The following is a 23,043-nucleotide window of genomic DNA, read 5'->3' as shown; positions in this document are numbered from 1 at the left end:
GGCGCGGCATTGACCAGCCTGCAGAGCGACATGACGCATCTGTCATGGGACGCCGCGCCGCCGAGCATGTTAGGACCGGTTCATTCGCCGGCACGAACCGGGCAAAGCAGCACGGCCACTGGAGAATAGTCGAATGAATCTCAGCACTTTCCGCCTCGTTCTGGCCGTGAGCTCGGTCGCGCTCCTGCTCGGCGGCACGTTCGCCCGGGCCCAGGCGCCGTCGGCCTCGCCGGCTCCGGCGGCCTCAGCCACGCCCGCACCGGCCCCGAGCGCGCTACCGGCGCCGGTGGCGCCGGCCTCTCCTGCGCCTGCCGCGTCGGCCAGTCCGGCGCCCGCGACCAGCCCGACGCCGGCCGCCAGCGCGAGCCCCTCGCCGTCGTCATCTCCGACCGCGGCCCAGTCCCCGGCCACGACGCCGCCGCAGGCCGCGGCGCCGGCCCAGGCAGCCGACGCCTTCGGCGACGAGATCAAGCTCGAGGCGAAGAAGGTCGTCCTCGTCAAGGGCACCGCGAATTGGGACAATGCGTTCGACACGCTGATCGACTCCTTCAAATCGCTGTCGGCCACGCTGGACAAGCAGGGCATCAAGCCCGCCGGCAACGGCATGATCGTCTACACCTCGACCGACGACACCGGCTTCACCTTCCTGGCCGAGATGCCGGTCGAGCAGGAGCCGAAGACGCTCGGCAAGGGGATGAGCATCGGCCAGTCGCCCGAGGGCAAGGCGCTGAAGTTCGTCCATCGCGGCTCCTACGACAACATGGACAACACCTACGAGGCGATCACCAACCACCTCGACGAGCGCCGGCTGGAGGCCAAGGACACCTTCATCGAGGAGTACCTGACCGACCCCTTGAAGACGGCCGAGGACAAGCTCGTCATCAACGTCTACGTGCCGCTGAAGTGAGCACCATGATCATCAGACCCATCCTCGCGGTCGCGCTCGCGACCAGCTTCGCAATGCCCGCCCTCGCGGATGACATCGCCCGGCAGGACACGCCGGCGATCACCGTCAGCGGCGAAGCCAGCGTGTCGGCGCCGCCGGATCTGGCGCAGATCGACGCCGGCGTGGCATCCGACGCCAAGACCGCGCGCGAGGCCGCCGAGGCCAACAACGCCGCCATGGCCAAGGTGCTGCAGGCGCTGAAGGCGGCCGGGATCGCCGACAAGGACTATCAGACCTCGCGGCTGTCGCTGCAGCCGCAATATGCGCAGAACCGGCCGGCCCAGCCGGCGGTGACCGGCTATCGCGCCAGCAATCGCGTCACCATCAAGCTGCGCGACGTCGCCAAGGTCGCCAGCGTGATCGATACTCTGGTCGCGGCCGGCGCCAACGATGTCGGCAACATCTATTTCAGCGTCGCCGAGCCATCCAAGCTGCTCGACCAGGCGCGCGAGAAGGCCGTCGCAGACGCCCGCCGCAAGGCCGAGATCTATGCCAAGGCCGCCGGCGTGACGCTGGGTCAGCCGCTCAGCATCTCCGAGGATGGCGCGCCCGCCCCGGTGTTCCGCGCCAAGACCTTTGCCGCACCGATGGCCGCGACGCCGACACCGGTGGCGCAGGGCGAGGAGACGCTGTCGATCACGGTCAACGTGACCTGGGCGATCAAGCCGGGGCAGTAAGGCGGCCTCACGCCCGCGCGGCGCATTGTGCGTCGTGGCAGCCGACAACGTAGCTACAAACTCGGTGTCGTCCCGGCCTTGAGCCGGGACCCATACTCCGCGGCGGTAATTGTCGCGCGAGATGGAGCTGCCAGCCTTCACAACATTGAATTCGGTGTTTATGGGTCCCGGCTCAAGGCCGGGACGACATCTGTTTTGTGGCGGCGGCCTGCTTAGATCTCCACCACCTGCCCTGGCTTGAGCACACCAAACCGCTCGCGCGGGATGCCGGCTTGGTCGAGCGCGGCGTGCAGGGCGCGCACCGGCGCGTCGATCGCCTCGTCCGTCAGTTGGAACGTGCCGTGGTGATGCGCCAGCGCGGCCTCCGCGCCGCAATCCTGCAGCGCCTGCACGGCATCCTCGGGGTTCATGTGCTGGTCGCGCATGAACCAGCGCGGCTCGTAGGCGCCGATCGGCAGGATCGCGAGCCTGATCGGCGCGTGCTGCTCCGCCACGCGGCGGAAATGCTTGCCCGTGCCGTAACCGGAATCGCAGACGATGTAGACCCTGCCGCGCGGCGTCTCCAGCACGAAGCTCGCCCACAGCGCCTTGTTGCGGTCGAACAGGCCGCGCGCCGTCCAGTGCCGCGTCGGCACCAGGGTCACGGCGACCTCCTCGTTCAGCGTCACGCGATCGTGCCAGTCATAGGCCTCGGCGCGGATCTTGGAGTCAGCGTCGATCATCGTAAGGTCGTTGCCCAGCGGCGTGACGACCCGCGGCGAAAATCGCGCGGTCAGCTTCGACAACGTCCGGATGTCGAGATGATCGTAATGCCCATGCGACACCAGCACGACGTCGATATGCGGCAGCCCCTCAAAGGCGATGCCGGGATCATTGTGCCGCCGGGGACCGGCGAACGCGAATGGCGACACCCGCTCCGACCAGACAGGATCGACCAGGATGTTGAGCCCGCCGGTCTGGATCAGCCAGCTGGCGTGGCCGATGAAGGACAGCCGCACTGTCTCGCCGTCGATCCGGTGCGGCGGCGTGTCGGCGTGCGGGCTCGCCGCCCAGGACGGCCAGCGGGAACGCTTGCGGTTGCGGTCGAACTGCCAGCGCAGCACCTGGGACAGGGATTTGGGCGGAACGCCGTCGGGATCGTAGAAGCGCTTGCCGTCGAAATGGTCGGTGACGGGGCCGGAATAGGTCCTGGAACGGCGCAGCAAGGTCGTCCTCGCAAGGGAAAGCTGAACTGGCGCAAGAGGTAAGCGCCCCCACAGGGTCCGGCAACGGGACGGCGAGAAGCAAGTTTCCTTGACTTTTGCGGCTGCTGAGGGTTTAACCCGGCCGAATTTCGGAAAGTCTCGTCTTTTCGAGCCACCGCCCGGCCCTGGAGGCCGGAGGTCACCGCCCGACAGCGCTGTGCGCCCTCGGGCGCAAACGTGTTTGGACTGACGGTTTCGGCCGACGGGCCGAGGTCTATATGGTCGTCATGGGCCGCAGCAAGCGGCGATGACGGGCGGCAATGAAGCGAGCGCCCGCAAGGGCAAAGGATAACGGCATTGTTCGACAATCTGTCGGAAAGGCTTGGCGGCATTCTCGATCGGCTGACGGGGCGTGGTTCGCTCTCGGAAGCCGATGTCGACGCCGCGATGCGCGAAGTCCGCCGGGCGCTGCTCGAGGCCGACGTCGCGCTGGAGGTTGTCCGCAGCTTCACCGAGCGCGTGCGCGAGCAGGCGATCGGCGCCACCGTCGTCAAGTCGGTCACCCCCGGCCAGATGGTCGTCAAGATCGTCCATGACGAGCTGGTCAAGACGCTCGGCGACGACGGCCAGACCATCGACCTCAACGCCGTGCCGCCGGTGCCGATCATGATGGTCGGCCTGCAGGGCTCCGGCAAGACGACCACCACCGCCAAGCTCGCGCGCCGCATGGTCCAGCGCGACAAGCGCAAGGTGCTGATGGCCTCGCTCGACGTCTACCGTCCGGCCGCCATGGAGCAGCTCGCGGTGCTCGGCCGCGACCTGGACATCCCGACGCTGCCGATCGTGGCCGGCCAGATGCCGCCGCAGATCGCACGCCGCGCCATCGAGGCCGCCAAGCTCGGCGGCTACGACGTGGTGCTGCTCGACACCGCCGGCCGCACCACGCTGGACGAGGACATGATGAAGGAGGCCGCCGAGATCAAGGCGGTCGCCAACCCGCACGAGGTGCTGCTGGTCGCGGATTCGCTGACCGGCCAGGACGCCGTCAATCTCGCCCGCGCCTTCGACCAGCGCGTCGGCCTCACCGGCATCGCGCTGACCCGTATCGACGGCGACGGACGCGGCGGTGCGGCGCTGTCGATGCGCGCGGTCACCGGCAAGCCGATCAAGCTGCTCGGCACCGGCGAAAAGACCGACGCGCTGGAAGACTTCTATCCCTCGCGCATTGCCGGCCGCATCCTCGGCATGGGTGACATCGTCTCGCTGGTCGAGAAGGCCGCGGCGAACATCGACGCCGAGAAGGCCGCGCGCGCCGCCGAGCGGATGCGCAAGGGCCAGTTCGACCTCAACGACATGCGCGAGCAGCTGCAGCAGATGGCGCAGATGGGCGGCATCGGCGGGCTGATGGGCATGATGCCCGGCATCTCGAAGATGAAGAACCAGATCGCGGCCGCCGGCATCGACGACAAGATCCTCAAGCGCCAGGTCGCGATCATCGATTCGATGACGCGCGAGGAGCGCAAGCATCCCGACCTGCTCAAGGCCAGCCGCAAGAAGCGCATCGCGGCCGGCTCCGGCCAGAGCGTCGAGCACGTCAACAAGCTGCTCAAGATGCACCGGAACATGGCCGACGTGATGAAGGCCATGGGCTCAGGCAAGCGCGGCCCGCTGGCCGGCATCGCCCAGGCGATGGGTTTTGGCGGCGGTGGCGGCATGCCCTCGCCGGATCAGCTCAAGGCGCTTGCGGAAAAGATGCCGGGTGGCATGCCCGGCGGACTGCCGAATTTGCCGAAGGATCTGCCCGCCGGCCTGCGCGGCGGCCTACCGAACCTCCCCGGCCTCACCGGTCTCAGCGGCAAGCCGACTCTGCCGGGCCTCGGCCTTCCTCCGGGGAAGAAGAAATAATGAGGATCATCCGCTCCTCTTTCCATTCGTCATTCCGGGCGCGCGCAGCGCGAGCCCGGAATCCATACGCACGATCGTGGTTATGGATTCCGGGCTCACCGCTTCGCGGTGCCCCGGAATGACGGCTTAGCTGACATCAACTCATCAGAAGACACTCAGGAGAACCTACATGTCCGTCGTCATCCGTCTCGCCCGTGCCGGCACCAAGAAGCGCCCGGTCTATCACGTCGTCGTCGCCGACTCGCGCTTCCCGCGTGACGGCCGCTTCATCGAACGTCTCGGCTACTTCAATCCGCTGATGCCGAAGGACAACGAGGCACGCCTCAAGCTGGACATGGAGAAGGTGAAGGGCTGGCTCGCCAAGGGCGCGCAGCCGTCCGACCGCGTCGCCCGCTTCCTCGACGCCGCCGGCGTCAAGAAGCGCGAAGCCCGCCAGAACCCGATCAAGGCCGTGCCGCGCAAGGAGCGCAAGGCGCAGGCCGAAGCCGCCGCCAAGGGCTAAGGTCGTTGACGAGCGCGGCCTCATGCTTCGAGATGCACGGCTTGCGCCGTGCTCCCTTGCATGAGGAACTGGCTCCTCCTCCTGAGGAGCGCGCGTTCGAGCGCGTCTCGAAGGACGAGGCACGCTGATGTCCAAGCTCATCTGTGTCGCCAGAATCGGCGCCGCGCATGGCGTGCGCGGCGAGGTTCGCTTATGGACCTTCACCGAGGATCCGCTGGCCGTGCTGCATTACGGCCCGCTCACGACCAAGGACGGCAGCCGTTCGTTCGAGGTCGCGAAGGCGCGCGAGGCCAAGGACCATCTGGTCGCAGCCATCAAGGGCGTCACCGACCGCAATGCGGCCGAACGCCTCAACGGGCTCGAGCTCTACGTGCCCAGAGACCGCCTGCCCGAGACGGCTGACGACGAATACTACCACGCCGACCTGATCGGCCTCGCCGCGGAGACCGCTGACGGCGCGCAGCTCGGCCGCGTGCTCACGATCCATAATTTCGGCGCCGGCGACATCATCGAGATCGCCCCGCCCTCGGGCAGCACGTTGCTGCTGCCGTTCACAAATGCCGTGGTGCCGACGGTCGATCTTGCCGGCGGCCGCGTGATCATCGAGCTGCCGGCGGAGATCGAGGGCGAGGATGAAGCCGCGGATGAACCGGCTTCCGCTGAAGATGACGCTGCCGCCGCACCCTCCGCTCGTCGTCCCCGCGAAAGCGGGGACCCATAGCCACCGCAGCTGATTGGCTTGCGCGGGACTGGCCGCATGCCTCGTTTCGACATCACGCGGTATGGGTCCCGAATCGGCGCCGCGACGCGCTGACGCGCGTCACGCTTGTCCGGGACGACACCGGTGTCGAGGTCGCAAGAGCCGGCAATGCATCCAGGGCTCGATCTCGCAACCTGGGTACCTTAACACAGAGCATCATGACGACTTCGCCCCCATCCCCAGTCGCACCTTGGCGCGCCACCGTGCTGACGCTGTTCCCGGAGATGTTTCCCGGGCCGCTCGGCGTCAGCCTGGCCGGCCGCGCGCTGGCCTCCGGCATCTGGTCGTTGGAGGCGCGCGACATCAGGGCCTCCGCCACCGACAAGCACCGTAGCGTCGATGACACGCCGGCCGGCGGTGGCCCCGGCATGGTGCTGCGCGCGGACGTGCTGGCAGCCGCGATCGACGCGGCGGCGATCGATCCCGAGCGGCCGAAGCTGCTGATGAGCCCGCGTGGCCGGCCGTTGACCCAGGCCTTCGTCCGCGAGCTCGCGGCCGGTCCGGGCCCGCTGATCGTCTGCGGTCGCTTCGAAGGCGTCGACCAGCGCGTCATCGATGCCCGCTCGCTGACCGAGGTCTCGATCGGCGACTACGTGCTGTCGGGCGGCGAGATCGCCGCCCTGGTGCTGATCGACGCCTGCGTCCGGCTGCTTCCGGGCGTGATGGGCAGGCTCGAATCGGGCACCGACGAGAGTTTTTCCGATGGCCTACTTGAATACCCGCAATACACCCGGCCCCAACTATTCGAAGGCCGGACCATTCCGGATGTGCTCACCTCGGGTGACCACGCCAAGGTCGCCGCTTGGCGCCGCGCCCAGGCCGAGGCGCTGACTGAAGCGCGAAGGCCGGATTTGTGGGCCGAATGGCAGGGGCGCGACGGCCGAGAACAAAGAGGGACCGGCCAAAAAGAGCCAAAAAGCACGACAGACGGGTGACAAGCCTCGCGCTTTGGCTTATAGGAGCGCCCAATTCCGCAAGTGACGGCAGGAACAAGCGCAGCCCCCGCGTGACCCGGCTGGGCGCGCCGCCGATGGAGATTTACCCGTGAACCTGATTCAGCAGCTCGAAAAAGAGCAGTTCGACAAGCTGTCCGCCAACAAGACCATTCCGGAGTTCGGCCCGGGCGACACCGTGATCGTCAACGTGAAGGTGGTCGAAGGCGAGCGCACGCGCGTGCAGGCCTATGAGGGCGTCTGCATCGGCCGGTCCGGCGGCGGCATCAACGAGAGCTTCACCGTGCGCAAGATCTCCTATGGCGAGGGCGTGGAGCGCGTGTTCCCGATCCTCTCCCCGATGATCGATTCGATCAAGGTCGTGCGCCGCGGCAAGGTGCGTCGCGCCAAGCTGTATTACCTGCGCCAGCTGCGCGGCAAGTCGGCCCGCATCGTCGAGAAGCAGGACCGGCAGCAGACCGCCGTCAACGAGTAGTCGTTGCTTTCATTGGATTGACGAAGAGCGCGGGCTGGCCCCGCGCTTTTTTGTTTTTGCGCTGCCGTCATTGCGAGCGAAGCGAAGCAATCCAGAGTCCTTGCCCCGGCCCCTGGATTGCTTCGTCGCTTCGCTCCTCGCAATGACGGCGGGCGCAAACGCATCTCGCACTCCACGGCACGCGTGCTATATACCCCCTGAAATGGTTCTAGATCGCACCAGCATGGCCTGTCGCCGCGTCGTCATCGACGATCGCCGCCGGCTGCCCGGGCGGTTCTTCGGACGCTTCGCCACCTCGGCAACATCTGAGCTTAGGCGCGCGCTGTAAGCCGCAGCGCCTCATTGCTGATTGTTCACGCGTGCCCGGCACGCGCTCAGTTTCCAACCTTCAATTCCCGGGAGCATTCGCTCATGTCGAAGCCGACCACCCTGTACGACAAGATCTGGAACGACCATCTGGTCCACGAAGCCGAGGACGGCACCTGCCTGCTCTACATCGACCGCCATCTGGTCCATGAAGTGACCTCGCCGCAGGCCTTCGAAGGCCTGCGCATGACCGGCCGCAAGGTGCACGCGCCTGAGAAGACGCTGGCCGTGGTCGATCACAACGTGCCGACCACCGACCGCTCCAAGCCGAATCCGGATCCGGAGAGCATCGAGCAGATCAAGACGCTGGCCGAGAACGCCAAGGAATTCGGCATCGAATATTACAACGAGTTCGACCGCCGCCAGGGCATCGTCCACGTGATCGGCCCGGAGCAGGGCTTCACCCTGCCCGGCACCACCATCGTCTGCGGTGACAGCCACACCTCGACGCATGGCGCGTTCGGTGCGCTGGCGCACGGCATCGGCACCTCCGAGGTCGAGCACGTGCTGGCGACACAGACGCTGATCCAGAAGAAAGCGAAGAACATGCGCGTCACGGTCGACGGCGTGCTGCCGGACGGCGTGACGGGGAAGGACATCATCCTCGCCATCATCGGCGAGATCGGCACCGCCGGCGGCACCGGCTACGTGCTGGAATATGCCGGCGAGGCGATCCGCGCGCTGTCGATGGAAGGCCGCATGACCGTGTGCAACATGTCGATCGAGGGCGGCGCCCGTGCTGGCCTTGTGGCGCCCGACCAGAAGGCGTTCGACTTCCTGCGCGGCCGTCCCAAGGCGCCGAAGGGCGCCGCCTGGGATGCGGCGATGCGCTACTGGGAGACGCTGCGCTCCGACGAGGGCGCGCATTTCGACCACGAGCTCCGGCTCGACGCCGCCAAGCTGCCGCCGATCGTGACCTGGGGCACCTCGCCCGAGGACGTGATCTCGGTGACCGGCGTGGTGCCCGATCCGGACAAGATCGCAGACGAGGCCAAGCGCATCTCCAAGCATCGCGCGTTGAAATACATGGGCCTGACCGCGGGCACGAAGATCACCGACATCAAGCTCGACCGCGTCTTCATCGGCTCGTGCACCAACGGTCGCATCGAGGATCTGCGCGCCGCAGCCAAGATCGCCGAAGGCAAGACCGTCAGCGGCCACGTCAACGCGATGGTCGTTCCGGGCTCGGGCATCGTCAAGGAGCAGGCGGAAGCCGAGGGCCTCGACAAGATCTTCATCAAGGCCGGCTTCGAATGGCGCGAGCCGGGCTGCTCGATGTGCCTCGCCATGAACCCGGACAAGCTGGCGCCAGAAGAGCGCTGCGCCTCGACCTCGAACCGCAACTTCGAGGGACGCCAGGGCTTCAAGGGCCGCACCCACCTGGTGTCGCCCGCGATGGCCGCGGCGGCCGCAATCGCAGGACACTTCGTCGACGTACGCGACTGGCGCTGACGTCATCTCGCTGCTTCACATCCGGCACGGCGGCCGGTCTACAAACGAACGCGATGGCTTCACCCAAGCCATCGCGTTTTTCATTTCACCTCAACGTCGACACAGTTCGGCAAGGGCTTCTTAAGTCTCGTCGCGCACAATCCTACCGCCGGACGCGCTGCGTCTGCAGAGGAACGTGCCGAGGAGCCTGACATGGCCGACAAGCCGGAATACGTCGACCTCATCCGTGATGCGACGCGCCAACGCCGCAAGACACCGCCCGCCAAGATCATTGCCCAGCCCGAGGCTCCGAAGGAGGAGCGGCGGTTGTCGAACTGGCCGCCCGGCCGCTTTGCCAAATGGCGCCTGGAGACGCTGGTGCCTTGGAAGCTGAGCGTGAGGAATTGGCAGTTCAAGGATTGGCTCTGACCGCCGCGCCCCACTCCATCCCCTTGAAATGAGAGAAGGACGCCGTTGGGCGCCCTTCCTGTTTTGTCGAACTTCAAGTCCCGTCAGTAGTAGCGCCAATGGTGGCGGTGGCGATGATGCCACCGGTGATAATGGCGCCAGTGATGACCCCGCCAATGCCGATAGTGGCAGATGCGGCGCGGCCCGTAATGGGTCCAGACGACGCGGCAGCGGCGATAGGGATAGTAGTAGCCCGAAGTATAGACCGGCGCGTAGTAGCTGCGATAGCCGTAGAAGTGCCGGCGGTGATGGTGGAAGTACGGCCGGTAGGCGTAGTACGGACGATGATGATAGCCGCCGCCATGGAACACCGGCCGCGGGCCGAATCCGCCATGGAATGCGGGGCCGCCACCGTGGAAGACAGGACGCGGGCCACCGCCGCCGAAGGCATGTCCTCCCCCATGAAACGCGGGGCTGCCGCCGCCATGGAACGCCGGGCCACCGCCTCCGCCGTGAAATCCACCACTGCCGGGATGCCCGCCACCACCGCCGCCATGGCCGCCGGGGCCTCGGACCTGAACGGTCAATACGTCCGAAGGCGTCTGCGTGGCGGAGCCGGCACCGGGACTCACCGGCGACATCGCAAGCGCAGGCCGTCCGGACGCGCCCGCCAAGACAAACAGTGTGGCCGCCGCAAGACTGAGGCGACGAGCAAGACCAGCGCGCTGGTCCTTCATCCTCATCATGGTCCCTTCTCCCTGAATGCTGTGCAACGATGGACCCATGCAGCGCCGATGCTGGTCGTCCGATCGGTGGATTGGCGCACCCCCAACATGAACGTAGAGATAGCGACGTGAATGCGGCATGAATGATGCTCGTCAGTGATGCACGGTGCACACGCATCTGCGGCGTGGCGTCGCGGCAGAGGAGATGCAAGTGAGCCTCTAAGTCGTCCTGCAACTCAGGATCACGGATGCCGACGCAACGGCTCACGTGCTGCTCGTGCGGGGACTTCGCAACTAACGACACGCAGGAAACGCAGCGCGCCTCGCGGACATGGCCTCAATGGTAGAACGGCGTGAACAGAACCAAGGGGCCCGGCGGATAGGCCGGCGTGTAGTCCGTGGGACGGTCGAGATAGTGCGGCACCTCTGCCGTCGACACCACGAGCTTCGATCGGCGGCCCTGCCGACGCGGGCCAGCATCCGTTACGGTCTGACGCGCCTGCGTAACGGCTGGAGCTGCGGCCACAGGAGCGGTGGCGGCGGAACTTGCGAGCAGCATCGCCACCGTGACAACGCTGATCCCGAGCCAGGTTCTGTTGACTGATGGTTTCATGGCGAACCTCGTTGCCAGCCCCCCATCAACGTACAGGCCCGCAAAGCGGGCCTGTTTGATTTCGGTCATTGTCTCGGTCGGCCGGAAAGCGCGGCTTACCAGCGGCCGTGATGGCGATATCCGTAGTGATGCGGCCGCCAGTGATGACGCGGATGGTAGTAATGCCGAGGATAGTAGTGGCGCCGGGGATGCCAATGGCGGCGGCCGTGCCAATGCGCCTGCGTGGTCTCCTGCGCCGTGCCCTGCTGCACCGCGGTCGCAGCGCCCGGATTGATCAGCGACAGCGCCTGCGCGCGTTCGGCGGGGGCAGCCATCGCGAGAACGGCGCCAACCGCCGCGATGCCCAACAGCTTCATCACAGTCATGAACTTCTCCCTCGATCGCCTGACATCACGTCCGGCACCGTAACTTCCGCCTTGTCAGTTGCCTGAATGGCGGCCGCAGCAGCGCGACGCAGACCAGTCTCGAACGAGCGACGTGAATGGGACATGAAGACCTGCGCAGGAGCAGAATGCCGATATGTCGCGCATGGTTCCGCCGCAGTGCGCGACATATCGGCACTGTGTCCGGACGGTAACATCAGGCAACGTCGCGATCGCGACCGAATCACGTGCGCGCTTGCCGAGCCGATCAGTGCGCGGGACCCAGGAGTCAGCCGCGTCGCCAGACGCAACTCATATGCGGGACGATCACGGTGCCGCTCGGCCGATGCTCCGGAACATAGGTGGCATCGCATACACGAACTGCGTTCGGACCCGGGTTGAAGCGCGGCACCACGTCGGGCTGCCAATGACCCTCGTAGCGCGGATAGATCTGGATTCGTCGTTGCCGGCGCTGTGCGGAGAGATCCGTGCTCACCTCACTCTGCACGGCGCCGCGCGCGCCGGCGGCTTGCTCCGCTTGCGCTGCCACCGAGATCGAGACCACGACCGCCGCAGCCAGCGCCGCTCCGGCCAGCACCATCGACATCTGCCTCATCTGTTCCCCAACCCCCAGTTCGCGCGTCACGGTCGCCGGTTTCATCCCCTGCGTCAACCAGCTCCGCCACACATGTCATAGAACCAAGATGCAAGATGATCAAAGCCGGGCTAGAAGGCGGCAATGTGGACAGATCTGAAAGCCCCCTCGCTCACCGACATGGAAGTCATGGCGCACGAGATGTTCGAGCGTCTGCCCGAGCATTTTCGCAGGATGTGCGAGGGCGTCATCATCCGGGTCGACGACTTTCCGACCGAGGAGGTGCTCGACGAGATGCAGTCCGAAAGCGAGTTCGACCTGCTCGGCCTGTTCCAGGGCACGGGACTGCCGTTTCGCAGCAACGACGACCTGCCGCGCCTGCCCAACATGATCTGGCTCTATCGCCGACCGATCCTCGACTACTGGGCCGAGCACGACGAGAGCCTCGGCCACATCGTCCGCCATGTCCTGATCCACGAGATTGGCCATCATTTCGGAATGTCCGACGACGACATGGAGGCGATCGAGGCGTCCGTCGACTGACGACCCGGCCGAGAGCACCGGGATTTTGACTTTATCCGCCCTGCCGTTCGGGCTAAACAGCGGCCTGCCCGTATTCTCGAAGGTGCCCCGATGGACAAGTTCACCACGCTGGAAGGCGTCGCCGCGCCGCTGAAGATCATCAATGTCGACACCGACATGATCATCCCCAAGCAGTACCTGAAGACCATCAAGCGCACCGGCCTCGGCAAGGGCCTGTTCTCGGAGCAGCGCTACAAGGACGACGGCAGCGAGAACCCGGATTTCGTGCTCAACCAGCCGGCCTATCGCAACGCCAAGATCCTGGTCGCCGGCGACAATTTCGGCTGCGGCTCGAGCCGCGAGCACGCCCCCTGGGCGCTGCTCGATTTCGGCATCCGCTGCGTGATCTCGACCTCGTTCGGCGACATCTTCTACAACAACTGCTTCAAGAACGGCATTCTGCCGATCCGCGTGTCGCAGGCCGACCTCGACAAGCTGTTCGACGACGCCGAGCGCGGCGCCAACGCGACCTTGACGGTCGATCTCGCCAACCAGGAGATCCGCGGCCCCGACGGCGGCACCGTCAAGTTCGACATCGACCCGTTCCGCAAGCATTGCCTGCTCAACGGGCTCGACGACATCGGGCTGACGCTGGAGAAGAAGGCGTCGATCGACAGCTACGAGGCCAAGCTGGCCGAGCGCGCCTGGGCCTGAGGCCCGCCGAAGGATGGTGAGTTCGCGGGCCCCGGACCTCGTCCGGGGCCCTGTTTCGAGAGCAGCCCAGCAGGTCCGCCGTTGACGCGCGTATTGCCCGAGGTCGTCACCTTCTGGCGGGGGCCGCTCGACCGCCTGCGCCAGACCTGCCTGCGCTCGCAGCTCGCCGCCGGCCACAAGGTCACGGTCTACAGCTTCGATCCGCTGCCCGGCCTGCCCGACGGCGTCGGCAATGCCGAGGCCGAGGCGGTCCTGCCTTATGCGTTCTCCGAGCGTCTCAGGCCGCCGCAGCCGGACGGCGGCTGGCGCGATTGGACCACCTTGCAGTTCAGCGACTTCTTCCGGATGCGGCTGATGGCACAGCGGGCCGGCCTCTGGCTCGATGCCGACGTGCTGCTGCTCAGGCCGGTCGAGATCGACCCCGCCGTGCCCTATTTCGCCTGGGAGCGGCCGCGGCAGCTCGGCAACTCCGTGCTCTACCTGCCGCCGGAGGATCCGATCGTCGCCGAGTTCGCCGCACTGATGGCGCAGGACGCGCTGACGCCGAACTGGCTTTCGCTGCGTCACCGCCTCACCTTTGCGCTGCGCCGCCTGCGCGGCGGCTCCGACCGCCTCTCGGACATCCGCGTCGCCATCTTCGGCCCTGCCGCGCTGACGGCGCTGGCCCGCCGCCATGGCTCGCTGCACCATGCGCTGCCGAAGCGCAGCTTCTACGCGGTGCATGCCGAGCCGAAGGCGTTCTTCGACCCTTCCGACTTCTCCGGCCTGATCGGCGATCCCGGTGTCATCGGCCTGCACATCTCGCCGAAGGGCCGCGGCGGCGAAGCGCCGATCCCGGGCAGCCTCTATGCCTGGGCGGCCGCACGATTTGCCCCGCGCTGACCTTTCGCCACGCAGCTTTGCGGCCGGCGCAGGACCGATTTGCTGCTTGATCTACCGCAACGTCCGCGCGTCCACCCGGTGATTGATTGCGAACAATCATCGGAGACGTGTCATGACCGTAGACGCCAAGCCTTATCCGCGGGTTCAGTTCCTGATCGATACGTTCGCGCAATGGCTCCGGCACCGGCGTGAGCTGAGCGAGATCCGGCAGCTCGACCGTGACGATTTCGAGCGTATCGCGATGGACCTCCAGGTCACGCCGGCGGATCTCGACGAGCTGGTCCGCCATGGCGAGCACGCCGCCGACGAGTTGCCGCAGATGCTGAAGGCGCTCGGCATCGACGAGGCCGCGCTGGGGCGCGCCGAGCCGCTGGTGCTGCGCGACATGGAGCGCGTCTGCGCCATGTGCAAGGACAAGCCGCGCTGCCATCGCGATCTTGCCGCCGGGACGAGTGCCGAGCACTACGAGGAATACTGCCTCAACGCCCCGACCATCGACCGCCTGGGCAGCGCCGCGGTCAAGCACTGATCGCCGCCTCCCTCCCACCCCGCGGAGCAATGCGATGAGCCTGCCGAATCTGCACCGCAACACCTGGCTCCATGTCGGCGCCGCGATCCTGCTCGCGCTCGGCGCGATGCTGCTGATCCGGCTGCACAATGCCGGCGGCGTGACGCCGGCCGCCGACAGCGTGCAGGCGGGACGCAAACTGGCGGAGGCCTGGTGCAGCACCTGCCACGCCATCGACACCAGCGGGGCGAGAGCCCAAACCACGACCGCCCCAGATTTCGTCGCGGTCGCCAACATGCCGTCGACGACCGAGCTATCGCTCAAGGTGTTCCTGCAGAGCAGCCACCCGACGATGCCGAACGTCATTCTGACGGCCGAGCAGCGCGGCGACCTCGTCAACTACATCCTCAGTCTCCGCCGCATCTGACGCCTCACTTCGCCACCGCCGCGATCGCATCGGCGATCGCGATCGTGCGTCGCGCCATCTCGGCATGCAGCCGCTCGACCATGCGGCCGTCGATCTGGATCGCACCGCGCGAGGCATTCTCCGGCAGCTCGAACGCAGCGATGATCTTGCGTGCCGCAGCGACCTCGTCGGCGGGCGGCGTGAAGATCGCGTTGCAGGCGTCGATCTGGTCGGGATGGATCAGCGTCTTGCCATCGAAGCCGAGATCGCGGGCCTGGATGCATTCCTGCGCGAATCCGTCGGTGTTGGCGAAATCGCTGTAAGGCCCGTCCAGAATCTCCAGCCCATGGGCGCGCGTCGCCAGGATGCAGTGGCTGATCATCGGCAGCATCGTGGAGCGGCCCGGCAGCATCCGGATGCGAGTCTCGCGCGAGATGTCGTTGGGTCCGAACACGAAGCCGGCGAGCCGCGAGCCTTCCTCGTGCACGGTGGCCGCGAGCAGATCGGCATCGAGCACGGCACGCGCCGTCTCGATCATCGCCCATACCTTCAGCGCGGGATCGGCGCCGACCTCGGCCAAGCGATCCGTGACCAGGCGAAGGTCCTCGACGGTCGACACCTTGGGAACGAGGATGCCGTCGGTCGCCGCCTGTCCGGCCATGGCGACGTCGTCGCGCCACCACGTCGTATCCAGGCTGTTGATCCGGATCAGCAGTTCCCGCTTGCCGTAGCCGTCGGCCGCCACCGCCTTGGCGATCTGGTCGCGGGCGGCGGCCTTGGCGTCCGGCGCCACCGAATCCTCGAGATCGAGGATCAGCCCGTCGGCCGGCAGGTTCCGCCCCTTCTCCAGCGCGCGCGCATTGGAGCCAGGCATGAACAGAAGACTGCGGCGCGGGCGGATCATTTCGGCGTTTCCCTTGGTTTATCGACGCGGCCCGCGATACCATTTCGGGGGCCGGCCCGAAAGGCTTGTTCCCAGAAGGCGCATGTGTTTAGGCAAGGCCCATGATCTCGTTTCCGCAACGCCTGCTCGAGGGCTATCGCGCCTTCGCCACCCAACGCCTGCCGACCGAACAGAGCCGTTACCTCGAGCTCTCGGAGCGCGGCCAGTCGCCCGAAGTGATGGTGATCGGCTGCTGCGACTCGCGCGTCTCGCCCGAGGTGATCTTCGACGTCGGCCCCGGCGAATTGTTCGTGCTGCGCAACATCGCCAACCTGGTGCCGATCTATCAGCCGGACGCCAACGCGCACGGCGTTTCGGCGGCGCTGGAATATGCCGTCACCGTGCTGAAGGTGAAGCACATCGTCATCCTGGGCCACGCCCAGTGCGGCGGCATCCGCGCCTTCGTCGACAAGGCGGCGCCGCTGTCCCCGGGCGACTTCATCGGCCGCTGGATGTCGATGTTCATCAAGCCCGGCGAGGTCGTCGAACAGCGCACGCATGAGAGTTTCCAGGACTTCGTCACCCGGATCGAGAAGGCCGCGGTGTTCCGGAGCCTCGAGAACCTGATGACCTTCCCATTCGTGCGCAGCCGCGTCGAGGCCGGTGATTTGCAGCTCCACGGCGCCTATTTCGGCGTCTCCGAGGGCTCGCTGTTCGTGCTCGACAAGGCCAGCAAGGAATTCAAGAGCGCGCGCGCTGGCGAATAGCGAATGGGGAGTAGCGAGTAGTTCACCTGCCCTATTCGCCATTCGCGCCTCGCTATTCGCCGCCCATCAATGGTCCCCCGACCAGCGGTCCGACAGCGCCAACATCAGGGTCGACACCACGAAGGTCATGTGCACGCCGACCAACCAGGCGAGCTTGGTCGAGTCGTAGCCGGCGTCGAGATTCATGAACGCCTTCAAGAGCTGGATCGCCGAGATCGCGACGATCGAGGCGAGCAGCTTCTGCTTCAGTCCGGCGAAATCGACCTTGGTCATCCATTCCGGCCAGTCGGGATGGCCGCCGGGATCGATGCGCGAGACGAAGTTCTCATAGCCGGAGAACACCACGATCAGCACCAGGTTGCCGGTCAGGCAGACGTCGATCAGGCTGAGCACGCCGAGGATGATGTCGCTCTCCTTGGCGGTCGGCAGATGGACGATGTTCTCCCACAGCAGCAGCACGAACTTGAACAGCAGGACGACCAGGCTGACGACGAGGCCGACATAGAACGGCGCCATCAGCCAGCGGCTCTTGAACAGGAAGCCTTCGAGCCCGCGCTCGAGCGGACCCGGCGCGTGCCTGGCGGCGTCCGGCGTCGTCTTCTCGCTCATTGCGTTCCGCGCCTCACCCTGACGACGTCTCCGCTCAGGCCGCCTTCTTCTTGGCCGTGATCAGCTTGCGGTTGATCAGGACCTCCGCGATCTGGATCGCGTTCAGCGCCGCGCCCTTGCGCAGATTGTCGGACACGCACCAGAAGGCGAGGCCGTTCTCGACCGTGCCGTCCTCGCGGATGCGGCTGATATAGGTCGCGTCCTCGCCGGCCGCCTCATAGGGCGTCACGTAGCCGCCCGGCTCGTGCTTGTCGATGACGAGGCAGCCCGGCGCATTGCGCAGGATGTTGCGGGCCTCGTCCGCCGTGATCGGATTCTCGAACTCGACATTGACGGCTTCGGAGTGACCGACGAACACCGGCACGCGCACGCAGGTCGCGGTCAGCTTGATCTTCGGATCCAAGATCTTCTTGGTCTCCATCATCATCTTCCACTCTTCCTTGGTGAAGCCGTCCTCCATGAAGACGTCGATCTGCGGAATGACGTTGAAGGCGATGCGCTTGGGAAACTTCTTATTGACCAGCTCGTCGTTGGTGTAGACGGCCTTGGTCTGCGAGAACAATTCGTCCATCGCATCCTTGCCGGCGCCGGACACCGACTGATAGGTCGACACCACGACGCGCTTGATCTTGGCCTTGTCGTGCAGCGGCTTCAGCGCGACGACGAGCTGGGCGGTCGAGCAGTTCGGATTGGCGATGATGTTCTTCTTGTTGAAGCCGGCGGCTGCGTCGGCATTCACCTCCGGCACGATCAGCGGCACGTCGGGATCCATGCGCCAAGCCGACGAGTTGTCGATCACGACAGCGCCGGCGGCGCCGATCTTGGGCGACCACTCCTTCGACACCGAACCGCCGGCCGACATCAGGCAGATGTCGACATCGGCAAAATCGTAGTGCTCGAGCGCTTTGACCTTCAGCGTGCGGTCGCCATAGGACACCTCGACGCCGACGCTGCGGCGTGAGGCCAGCGCCACGACCTCGTCGGCGGGGAACTGGCGCTCGTCGAGAATATTGAGCATTTCCCGTCCGACATTGCCGGTCGCGCCGACCACTGCGACTTTGTAACCCATCGTTCACTCTCCGAAGAAATATGGCCGGCCGCGCATGTCAGCGGAAACCGAAGCGGCAGCGCTTCTATGCGAGAAACGTCCCTGACACAACGTTACCACGACGTCTCGCATTCGATGCAGTCCAATTCGGCCAGAACAGCCGCAGCGCCCCGATCCGGGTCCGTCCTGCAAGGGCTCAAGAGCTTCGCGGACGAGGTCTGCGGCACCTTTGCGCGCCTGTTCGCCTATGTGGGGACTCTGGCGCTGATCGCCATGCTCGGGGTCGCCGGCTGGAATCATCTCGACGACGGCGATGCTTTGCCCGGCCGTGCCGGCTGGACCTTGGCCGACGCCGCAGTGCCGGCGTTCTCGCTTCGTCTCACCGACCAGCCCGACAGGACTGCCACCTACACCGTGCTCATCCACCCGGAAGGCGGCCGCAAGGACGTGTTGCGCTGGGGCGAACCCGCCGATCGCCCCGCTGCCGAGCTCGAGGTCTACCGGTTCGGACCGGAGCGCGATGCAAGGCGTGATCCCAGGGCCGATCTCGCGGCCCGGATGGGGCGCAACTCCGCCTCCGAGCTCGAGACCGCCGGCGTAATCGACAGCCGGTTCGGCCCCGTCAGTCTGGTTCGCCGGGCTGGGGCTCCCGAGGGCGCCGGAGCCTGCCTCGGCTTTCTCAAGACCATCGCCGAGCCGAGCTTGCGGATCTCCGGCTGGTCGTGCCAGGGCGTGACGATGCCGATGCGCCGCGCCATGGTCGGGTGCATGCTCAACCGGCTGACCCTGCTGGCGCCCGACCAGCACCGCGCCCTGAACCAGCTGTTCATGGGGTCCGATCAGCGGCGCGGCGGCTGCGACGAACCCGCCATCGCCACCGGCAGCGCCGATTGGGTGACGTCGACCGCCAATCCGAGGCTGCGCGGCGCCTTGTGAATGTCCGCCCGCGTCCGGATGTTGCTGGGCGTGACCGCATCCTATTCGACCCGTCAAACCCACGGGCAAGTGACGGATATTGATGCAACTTTCCCGCCACAGCAGGGATTTATCTTGCCCGTCGCCGCGGGAATGACCTTGTGATGCCACAGCCGACCCAGATATTGTGCGGGCCAAATCATGCGCATGGCGAGCGCCCGCCCCTTTTGGCGCGAGGAAGAGGACGTGATGATCGAATTTCCTGCTGCGACCCGGGTCATGGCCTTGGCGGTGATCGCCGCGACGGGCCTTGCCGTCACGTCTCTTGCCGCCACCTCGGCGGATGCCGCCACCACCAAGCGCCGCGTGACGACCACCTATAGCAGCGGCAATCCGAACTATTCCTACCAGTCCGGCCCGCGCACCCGCATCTACATCACCCGCCGCTCGTTCCTCGACGGCGGCACCGAGGTGCTCCCGGGCGACCGCAAGTTCTCGGATTACGCGTTCCCGCCGGCCGTCGGCTATCCGTCGTTCGCCCGCGAGAACCTGAACCGCCCGATCGACCGCCAGCCGCTGATGGCGCCGTCCGATCTCGGCGGCTACCCGACCCGGATTCCGATCCCCTACTGAGGGCGGCCGCATCGTCAGATCATCAAGGCCGGGCCCCGCCCGGCTTTTTGTTGTTTTGCCGCGCTGACGTTCCATCGCGTCGTCATCGATCATGAGCTGGTCACTGCTCGATTTCGAACGTGTGAGACGACCGTTCGGAGACATGGCTGACACATCGCTACACGCCGATGGAGGCCAGCCTGCTCCACCCCTCAGTGTCATCCCGGCGAACGCCGGATCCATAACCACCGGCCGGCATGCCCCCCCGGTCTCATCGCTCCAGCGTGCCTCACACCCATGTCGGGGAGTCTGGGTCCCGGCGTTCACCGGGACGACACCGGAATTTTCGGCACGACTGGTCATCCTCGCACCCGCTTTCGCGTCCGAGTCTTTACTCGTCTGATCGCCCTCTCCTTGCAGAGGGCGCAGGGAAGGCCGGGCCTCGGCTGAGGCCCGTGGCCCCCGTGCGGAAAAAATGCACGGGGCAGGAACCACAGGTACAGCCGGATCGACCCGGCCTTCCCTGCGCGATGGTTTTCACGCTTACTCTACGCTCTCCCCGGTGTCCGGCCTGTTAGCCACCGTCGTCGTCGGGATCATCGCCCTTCCGACTTGGCGCCAGCATCGGGGCGCCAGGACCACGCAGCTTCACGTCCGCAAGAGCCTCGTTCGTCCGCATGTCCCTAGGACATGCTGCGAGCCCTCGCGGCCACCGCATTCCCGCCTCACGCCTCGTGACGATCGCGAAACGTCCCTCGCAAGCGAAGCGGGATGGAGGGAGAAGACCATGAGTTCTGTAAAAACGAAAGTGGAATTTTTGGCGGAGGCCGACTGGTCAAGCGGAGGAGATTGAAATCGCGGGCGAAATAAGTTCTTCGCCGCGAAGGGAATAGAGCCACGGGACGACCGGCAACCTCCGTCAATCGCCATCGATCGCACCCGAGAGCTGATCTGATTTGCCCGACGAGCAGTCGCGACAAGCAAGCGTGCGAGTTGGCTACTCCGTCATGCCCGGGCTTGTCCCAGGCATCCACGTCCTTCCCAGGATGCCTCGCGACGTGGATGGCCGGGACGAGCCCGGCCATGACGACGCGGAGATGGACCGCCACAAACTCAGATCATCATATGCGATCGCCCGGCCCGACCTCGCACCGGTCTCAATCGTACAGCACAGCCGCGATCTTCGGGTCGGTGATGTTGGACTTGTCGTACCAATAGAAGCCGGTGTCGGTGACCTTCGGCAGCTTCTCGCCCTTCAACGCCTTGACCGCTGACTCCACGGTGCAACTGCCGATGCCGATCGGGTTCTGCGTGATGGCGCCGGCCATCTCGCCCGACATGATCGCGGCCTTCTGCTGCTTGCCGGAATCGTAGCCGATCACGACGATCTTCTTCTTCATCTCCTTGACGCCGTTGAGCACGCCGATCGCCGAGCCCTCATTGGCGCCGAAGATGCCCTTGAGATTCGGATTGGCCTGCAGGATCGACTTGGTGATCTCGGTCGATTTGAGCTGATCGCCGCCGCCATACTGCACGCTGACGATCTTGATGTTCGGATGCTTGTCCTTGATGCGCTTGAGGAAGCCGTCGCGACGGTCGATGCCGGTGCGGCTGGTCTGGTCGTGCACGACCACGGCGACGTCGCCGGCATCGCCGATCATGTCGGCCATCTTGTCAGCGGCGAGGCCCGCCGCGGCGAGGTTGTCGGTGGTGCAGGTGGTCAGCGGAATGTCGCTGTCGACGCCGGAGTCGAAGGCGATCACCGGGATCTTGGCGGCTTGCGCCTTCTTCAGGAGCGGAATGGCGGCCTTGGAATCGAGCGCGGCGAAGCCGATCGCCTGCGGCTTCTTGGCGAGCGCCGCGGAGAGCATGTCGATCTGCTTGTCGACCATGGCCTCGGTTTCCGGTCCTTCGAAGCTGATCTTGACGTTGGCGGCCTTCGCGGCCTGCTCGGCGCCGAGCTTCACCGCCTGCCAGAACTGGTGCTGGAAGCCCTTGGAGACGAGGGGGATGTAGACATCATCGGCACGCGCGCTCGCGGACACTCCCGCGACCATGAGGGCGCCGAGCGCGACGCCGAGGAGATGCTTGCTCAACATTGGTGTTTCCTCTGCTCTCTTCAGTGACCTTGTCGTTACAGTGATGATCGTGGTCGTCGCCGCTCGCTGTCGGCGGGCAGCGCAGTCTTCAGCGCGACGTCGGAGCGGTGCTGGTCGCTGGTCCTCCTTGAAGGGTCAGGCGCGGTTTCGACGGAGCATGTCGGCGTAAACAGCGAGAATGATGATGACCCCGGTGACGACGAATTGCCATTCCTGGGCCACCGAGAGGATGCGCAAGCCGTTGGTCAGAACGCTCATGATGAAGGCCCCGATGATGGTGCCGAGAATGGTGCCGGTGCCGCCGCTCAGCGACGTGCCGCCGATCACGACGGCAGCGATCGCATCGAGCTCATAGCCCTGGCCGAGCGCCGGCTGGGCGGAATTGATGCGCGATGCGATCAGCAGTCCCGCGACTCCGCAGATGGCGCCGCCGAGGCCGTAGATGATGATCTTCCAGCGGTCGACATTGACGCCGGAGAGCCGCACCGCCTCCTCGTTGCTGCCGATCGCGAAGGTGTAGCGGCCGAGCGCGGTGCGGTTGAGAACGACGGAGGCCAGCACCGCCATCACGAACAGGATCAGGGCTGCATTGGGAATCGGCAGCGCCGGCACGAGCGTGCCGAGCAGCGAGTCCTGCGAGATCATCGAGAAGTTCTCGGTGTTGGTGAAATAGATCGGCTTGCTGCCGGAGACGACCAGGGCCAGCCCCTTCAGCACCAGCATCATGCCGAGCGTCGCGATGAACGGCGGCACCTTCATCTTGGTGATGACCGTGCCCGACAGCGCGCCGCTGAGCGCGCCGGTCACGATCGCCGCGACGATGCCGGTCCACATCGGCAGCTCCCAATAGGTGAGGAACACGCCGGCCATCACCGCACAGAAGGTCATCAGCGTGCCGACCGACAGATCGATGCCGGCGGTGATGATCACGAAGGTCGAGGCGATCGCCAGCACGCCGTTGACCGCGGTCGCCTGCAGGATGTTGATCATGTTGTCGGTCTGCATGAACGCCGGCGAGGCGAAGCTGAAATAGGCCAGCAGCAGCACGAGGCTCGCGAACGCCAGCAGCTTCTGCAGCGCTGCAGGCCCGAGCAGACGGCGCCGCAGCGCGGCCATCGCGCCGCTCGGCGCGAGGCCATCCTTGACCTGATCCTTGACCAATGCGGGGTCGCTCAT

Annotated in this window: 27 protein-coding genes; 17 read left to right on the top strand and 10 right to left on the bottom strand. The window is 65.9% G+C overall.

The features are described from left to right. The first annotated feature begins 133 nt into the window (after window positions 1-133). Together ACQR0W_RS26590 and ACQR0W_RS26585 are read left to right on the top strand one after the other, a co-directional pair. On the top strand, window positions 134-907 hold the full coding sequence (locus ACQR0W_RS26590; RefSeq protein WP_315715906.1) for a GyrI-like domain-containing protein: 774 nt from the start codon (window positions 134-136) through the stop codon (window positions 905-907). A gap of 5 nt (window positions 908-912) precedes the next feature. Next, complete coding sequence (locus ACQR0W_RS26585; RefSeq protein WP_315715905.1) at window positions 913-1,623, top strand: SIMPL domain-containing protein; 711 nt, start codon at window positions 913-915, stop codon at window positions 1,621-1,623. 212 nt (window positions 1,624-1,835) lie between these two features. On the opposite strand, the gene ACQR0W_RS26580 is transcribed toward ACQR0W_RS26585, so the two are convergent. Further along, window positions 1,836-2,828, bottom strand: a complete 993-nt coding sequence (locus tag ACQR0W_RS26580) for an MBL fold metallo-hydrolase (protein WP_315750616.1) — start codon at window positions 2,826-2,828, stop codon at window positions 1,836-1,838. A 336-nt stretch (window positions 2,829-3,164) separates the two neighbouring features. On the opposite strand from ACQR0W_RS26580, the gene ffh reads away from it, so the two are divergent. The 7 genes from ffh (at window position 3,165) to ACQR0W_RS26545 (ending at window position 9,628) form a co-directional block, all read left to right on the top strand. Continuing rightward, window positions 3,165-4,712: a signal recognition particle protein gene (gene ffh, locus ACQR0W_RS26575; protein ID WP_315715903.1), complete on the top strand. Its 1,548-nt coding sequence runs from the start codon at window positions 3,165-3,167 to the stop codon at window positions 4,710-4,712. A 169-nt stretch (window positions 4,713-4,881) separates the two neighbouring features. After that, window positions 4,882-5,214 carry a 30S ribosomal protein S16 gene (gene rpsP, locus ACQR0W_RS26570; protein WP_008964221.1) on the top strand — a complete coding sequence of 111 codons (333 nt, stop codon included), beginning with the start codon at window positions 4,882-4,884 and terminating at the stop codon, window positions 5,212-5,214. A gap of 127 nt (window positions 5,215-5,341) precedes the next feature. Further along, entirely contained in the window at window positions 5,342-5,935 is a 594-nt protein-coding gene (rimM, locus tag ACQR0W_RS26565; RefSeq protein ID WP_315750615.1) for a ribosome maturation factor RimM, read from the top strand. 197 nt (window positions 5,936-6,132) lie between these two features. Beyond that, on the top strand, window positions 6,133-6,909 hold the full coding sequence (gene trmD / locus ACQR0W_RS26560) for a tRNA (guanosine(37)-N1)-methyltransferase TrmD (protein WP_316169950.1): 777 nt from the start codon (window positions 6,133-6,135) through the stop codon (window positions 6,907-6,909). Window positions 6,910-7,018: 109 nt separating this feature from the next. Next, a complete protein-coding gene (gene rplS, locus ACQR0W_RS26555) occupies window positions 7,019-7,402 on the top strand; it encodes a 50S ribosomal protein L19 (RefSeq protein ID WP_015663536.1) in 384 nt (127 codons plus the stop codon). A gap of 411 nt (window positions 7,403-7,813) precedes the next feature. Next, window positions 7,814-9,220 (top strand): 3-isopropylmalate dehydratase large subunit, encoded by a 1,407-nt coding sequence (gene leuC / locus ACQR0W_RS26550; RefSeq protein WP_315750613.1) that lies wholly within the window; start codon window positions 7,814-7,816, stop codon window positions 9,218-9,220. Window positions 9,221-9,412: 192 nt separating this feature from the next. Further along, a complete protein-coding gene (locus ACQR0W_RS26545; RefSeq protein ID WP_315715897.1) occupies window positions 9,413-9,628 on the top strand; it encodes a hypothetical protein in 216 nt (71 codons plus the stop codon). Window positions 9,629-9,711: 83 nt separating this feature from the next. On the opposite strand, the gene ACQR0W_RS26540 is transcribed toward ACQR0W_RS26545, so the two are convergent. From ACQR0W_RS26540 to ACQR0W_RS26525, 4 genes are all read right to left on the bottom strand, one after another. Beyond that, on the bottom strand, window positions 9,712-10,353 hold the full coding sequence (locus ACQR0W_RS26540; protein WP_316169951.1) for a hypothetical protein: 642 nt from the start codon (window positions 10,351-10,353) through the stop codon (window positions 9,712-9,714). 316 nt (window positions 10,354-10,669) lie between these two features. Then, a complete protein-coding gene (locus tag ACQR0W_RS26535; protein ID WP_315715895.1) occupies window positions 10,670-10,945 on the bottom strand; it encodes a hypothetical protein in 276 nt (91 codons plus the stop codon). Between the two features lie 95 nt (window positions 10,946-11,040). After that, on the bottom strand, window positions 11,041-11,310 hold the full coding sequence (locus ACQR0W_RS26530) for a hypothetical protein (RefSeq protein WP_315715894.1): 270 nt from the start codon (window positions 11,308-11,310) through the stop codon (window positions 11,041-11,043). A gap of 286 nt (window positions 11,311-11,596) precedes the next feature. Continuing rightward, on the bottom strand, window positions 11,597-11,905 hold the full coding sequence (locus tag ACQR0W_RS26525; RefSeq protein WP_316170085.1) for a hypothetical protein: 309 nt from the start codon (window positions 11,903-11,905) through the stop codon (window positions 11,597-11,599). A gap of 141 nt (window positions 11,906-12,046) precedes the next feature. Between ACQR0W_RS26525 and ACQR0W_RS26520 the strand changes: the two genes are divergently transcribed. The 5 genes from ACQR0W_RS26520 (at window position 12,047) to ACQR0W_RS26500 (ending at window position 14,955) form a co-directional block, all read left to right on the top strand. Then, window positions 12,047-12,445, top strand: coding sequence for a metallopeptidase family protein (locus ACQR0W_RS26520; RefSeq protein WP_316169953.1), 399 nt, complete (start codon window positions 12,047-12,049; stop codon window positions 12,443-12,445). 90 nt (window positions 12,446-12,535) lie between these two features. After that, complete coding sequence (gene leuD, locus ACQR0W_RS26515; protein ID WP_315715892.1) at window positions 12,536-13,138, top strand: 3-isopropylmalate dehydratase small subunit; 603 nt, start codon at window positions 12,536-12,538, stop codon at window positions 13,136-13,138. 81 nt (window positions 13,139-13,219) lie between these two features. Next, on the top strand, window positions 13,220-14,020 hold the full coding sequence (locus ACQR0W_RS26510; protein ID WP_315715891.1) for a hypothetical protein: 801 nt from the start codon (window positions 13,220-13,222) through the stop codon (window positions 14,018-14,020). A gap of 112 nt (window positions 14,021-14,132) precedes the next feature. Then, window positions 14,133-14,549 carry a DUF6455 family protein gene (locus tag ACQR0W_RS26505; protein ID WP_315715890.1) on the top strand — a complete coding sequence of 139 codons (417 nt, stop codon included), beginning with the start codon at window positions 14,133-14,135 and terminating at the stop codon, window positions 14,547-14,549. Window positions 14,550-14,583: 34 nt separating this feature from the next. Next, the gene (locus ACQR0W_RS26500; RefSeq protein WP_315715889.1) at window positions 14,584-14,955 is read left to right on the top strand and encodes a c-type cytochrome; all 372 of its coding nucleotides are present in this window, start codon (window positions 14,584-14,586) and stop codon (window positions 14,953-14,955) included. A gap of 4 nt (window positions 14,956-14,959) precedes the next feature. Here the strand turns inward: ACQR0W_RS26500 and ACQR0W_RS26495 are convergent, their stop codons facing one another. After that, window positions 14,960-15,838: an HpcH/HpaI aldolase/citrate lyase family protein gene (locus ACQR0W_RS26495; RefSeq protein WP_315825758.1), complete on the bottom strand. Its 879-nt coding sequence runs from the start codon at window positions 15,836-15,838 to the stop codon at window positions 14,960-14,962. A gap of 101 nt (window positions 15,839-15,939) precedes the next feature. Between ACQR0W_RS26495 and ACQR0W_RS26490 the strand changes: the two genes are divergently transcribed. Continuing rightward, complete coding sequence (locus ACQR0W_RS26490; protein WP_315715887.1) at window positions 15,940-16,584, top strand: carbonic anhydrase; 645 nt, start codon at window positions 15,940-15,942, stop codon at window positions 16,582-16,584. Window positions 16,585-16,650: 66 nt separating this feature from the next. On the opposite strand, the gene ACQR0W_RS26485 is transcribed toward ACQR0W_RS26490, so the two are convergent. Continuing rightward, window positions 16,651-17,193 carry a TIGR00645 family protein gene (locus ACQR0W_RS26485; RefSeq protein WP_315715886.1) on the bottom strand — a complete coding sequence of 181 codons (543 nt, stop codon included), beginning with the start codon at window positions 17,191-17,193 and terminating at the stop codon, window positions 16,651-16,653. A 34-nt stretch (window positions 17,194-17,227) separates the two neighbouring features. Continuing rightward, window positions 17,228-18,262, bottom strand: a complete 1,035-nt coding sequence (locus ACQR0W_RS26480) for an aspartate-semialdehyde dehydrogenase (protein WP_315715885.1) — start codon at window positions 18,260-18,262, stop codon at window positions 17,228-17,230. Window positions 18,263-18,376: 114 nt separating this feature from the next. Between ACQR0W_RS26480 and ACQR0W_RS26475 the strand changes: the two genes are divergently transcribed. Beyond that, a complete protein-coding gene (locus ACQR0W_RS26475) occupies window positions 18,377-19,177 on the top strand; it encodes a hypothetical protein (RefSeq protein WP_315825757.1) in 801 nt (266 codons plus the stop codon). Window positions 19,178-19,405: 228 nt separating this feature from the next. Beyond that, window positions 19,406-19,789, top strand: a complete 384-nt coding sequence (locus tag ACQR0W_RS26470; protein WP_315715883.1) for a hypothetical protein — start codon at window positions 19,406-19,408, stop codon at window positions 19,787-19,789. Between the two features lie 1,136 nt (window positions 19,790-20,925). Here ACQR0W_RS26470 and ACQR0W_RS26465 read toward each other — a convergent pair. Together ACQR0W_RS26465 and ACQR0W_RS26460 are read right to left on the bottom strand one after the other, a co-directional pair. Continuing rightward, window positions 20,926-21,867 carry an ABC transporter substrate-binding protein gene (locus tag ACQR0W_RS26465; RefSeq protein WP_316169954.1) on the bottom strand — a complete coding sequence of 314 codons (942 nt, stop codon included), beginning with the start codon at window positions 21,865-21,867 and terminating at the stop codon, window positions 20,926-20,928. A gap of 135 nt (window positions 21,868-22,002) precedes the next feature. Beyond that, window positions 22,003-23,043 (bottom strand): ABC transporter permease, encoded by a 1,041-nt coding sequence (locus ACQR0W_RS26460; protein WP_315825755.1) that lies wholly within the window; start codon window positions 23,041-23,043, stop codon window positions 22,003-22,005.

It is taken from the genome of Bradyrhizobium sp. HKCCYLRH1034, assembly GCF_051168375.1.
Classification (GTDB): Bacteria; Pseudomonadota; Alphaproteobacteria; order Rhizobiales; family Xanthobacteraceae; genus Bradyrhizobium.
Note: the sequence above shows the minus strand (reverse complement) of the source record. Positions and strands in the feature narration are given on the sequence as shown.

Excerpts from the sequence above, each read along its gene's own strand:
- ACQR0W_RS26485 (WP_315715886.1), bottom strand. The coding sequence starts at position 17,193 with ATGAGCGAGAAGACGACGCCGGACGCCGCCAGGCACGCGCCGGGTCCG.
- ACQR0W_RS26460 (WP_315825755.1), bottom strand. The coding sequence starts at position 23,043 with ATGAGCGACCCCGCATTGGTCAAGGATCAGGTCAAGGATGGCCTCGCG.
- ACQR0W_RS26495 (WP_315825758.1), bottom strand. The coding sequence starts at position 15,838 with ATGATCCGCCCGCGCCGCAGTCTTCTGTTCATGCCTGGCTCCAATGCG.
- ACQR0W_RS26535 (WP_315715895.1), bottom strand. The coding sequence starts at position 10,945 with ATGAAACCATCAGTCAACAGAACCTGGCTCGGGATCAGCGTTGTCACG.
- ACQR0W_RS26540 (WP_316169951.1), bottom strand. The coding sequence starts at position 10,353 with ATGATGAGGATGAAGGACCAGCGCGCTGGTCTTGCTCGTCGCCTCAGT.
- ACQR0W_RS26475 (WP_315825757.1), top strand. The coding sequence starts at position 18,377 with ATGCAGTCCAATTCGGCCAGAACAGCCGCAGCGCCCCGATCCGGGTCC.
- ACQR0W_RS26530 (WP_315715894.1), bottom strand. The coding sequence starts at position 11,310 with ATGACTGTGATGAAGCTGTTGGGCATCGCGGCGGTTGGCGCCGTTCTC.
- leuD (WP_315715892.1), top strand. The coding sequence starts at position 12,536 with ATGGACAAGTTCACCACGCTGGAAGGCGTCGCCGCGCCGCTGAAGATC.
- ACQR0W_RS26585 (WP_315715905.1), top strand. The coding sequence starts at position 913 with ATGATCATCAGACCCATCCTCGCGGTCGCGCTCGCGACCAGCTTCGCA.
- leuC (WP_315750613.1), top strand. The coding sequence starts at position 7,814 with ATGTCGAAGCCGACCACCCTGTACGACAAGATCTGGAACGACCATCTG.
- trmD (WP_316169950.1), top strand. The coding sequence starts at position 6,133 with ATGACGACTTCGCCCCCATCCCCAGTCGCACCTTGGCGCGCCACCGTG.
- ACQR0W_RS26500 (WP_315715889.1), top strand. The coding sequence starts at position 14,584 with ATGAGCCTGCCGAATCTGCACCGCAACACCTGGCTCCATGTCGGCGCC.
- ACQR0W_RS26490 (WP_315715887.1), top strand. The coding sequence starts at position 15,940 with ATGATCTCGTTTCCGCAACGCCTGCTCGAGGGCTATCGCGCCTTCGCC.
- ACQR0W_RS26545 (WP_315715897.1), top strand. The coding sequence starts at position 9,413 with ATGGCCGACAAGCCGGAATACGTCGACCTCATCCGTGATGCGACGCGC.
- ACQR0W_RS26505 (WP_315715890.1), top strand. The coding sequence starts at position 14,133 with ATGACCGTAGACGCCAAGCCTTATCCGCGGGTTCAGTTCCTGATCGAT.
- ACQR0W_RS26520 (WP_316169953.1), top strand. The coding sequence starts at position 12,047 with ATGTGGACAGATCTGAAAGCCCCCTCGCTCACCGACATGGAAGTCATG.
- rimM (WP_315750615.1), top strand. The coding sequence starts at position 5,342 with ATGTCCAAGCTCATCTGTGTCGCCAGAATCGGCGCCGCGCATGGCGTG.
- ACQR0W_RS26480 (WP_315715885.1), bottom strand. The coding sequence starts at position 18,262 with ATGGGTTACAAAGTCGCAGTGGTCGGCGCGACCGGCAATGTCGGACGG.
- ACQR0W_RS26465 (WP_316169954.1), bottom strand. The coding sequence starts at position 21,867 with ATGTTGAGCAAGCATCTCCTCGGCGTCGCGCTCGGCGCCCTCATGGTC.
- ACQR0W_RS26590 (WP_315715906.1), top strand. The coding sequence starts at position 134 with ATGAATCTCAGCACTTTCCGCCTCGTTCTGGCCGTGAGCTCGGTCGCG.
- rpsP (WP_008964221.1), top strand. The coding sequence starts at position 4,882 with ATGTCCGTCGTCATCCGTCTCGCCCGTGCCGGCACCAAGAAGCGCCCG.
- ACQR0W_RS26470 (WP_315715883.1), top strand. The coding sequence starts at position 19,406 with ATGATCGAATTTCCTGCTGCGACCCGGGTCATGGCCTTGGCGGTGATC.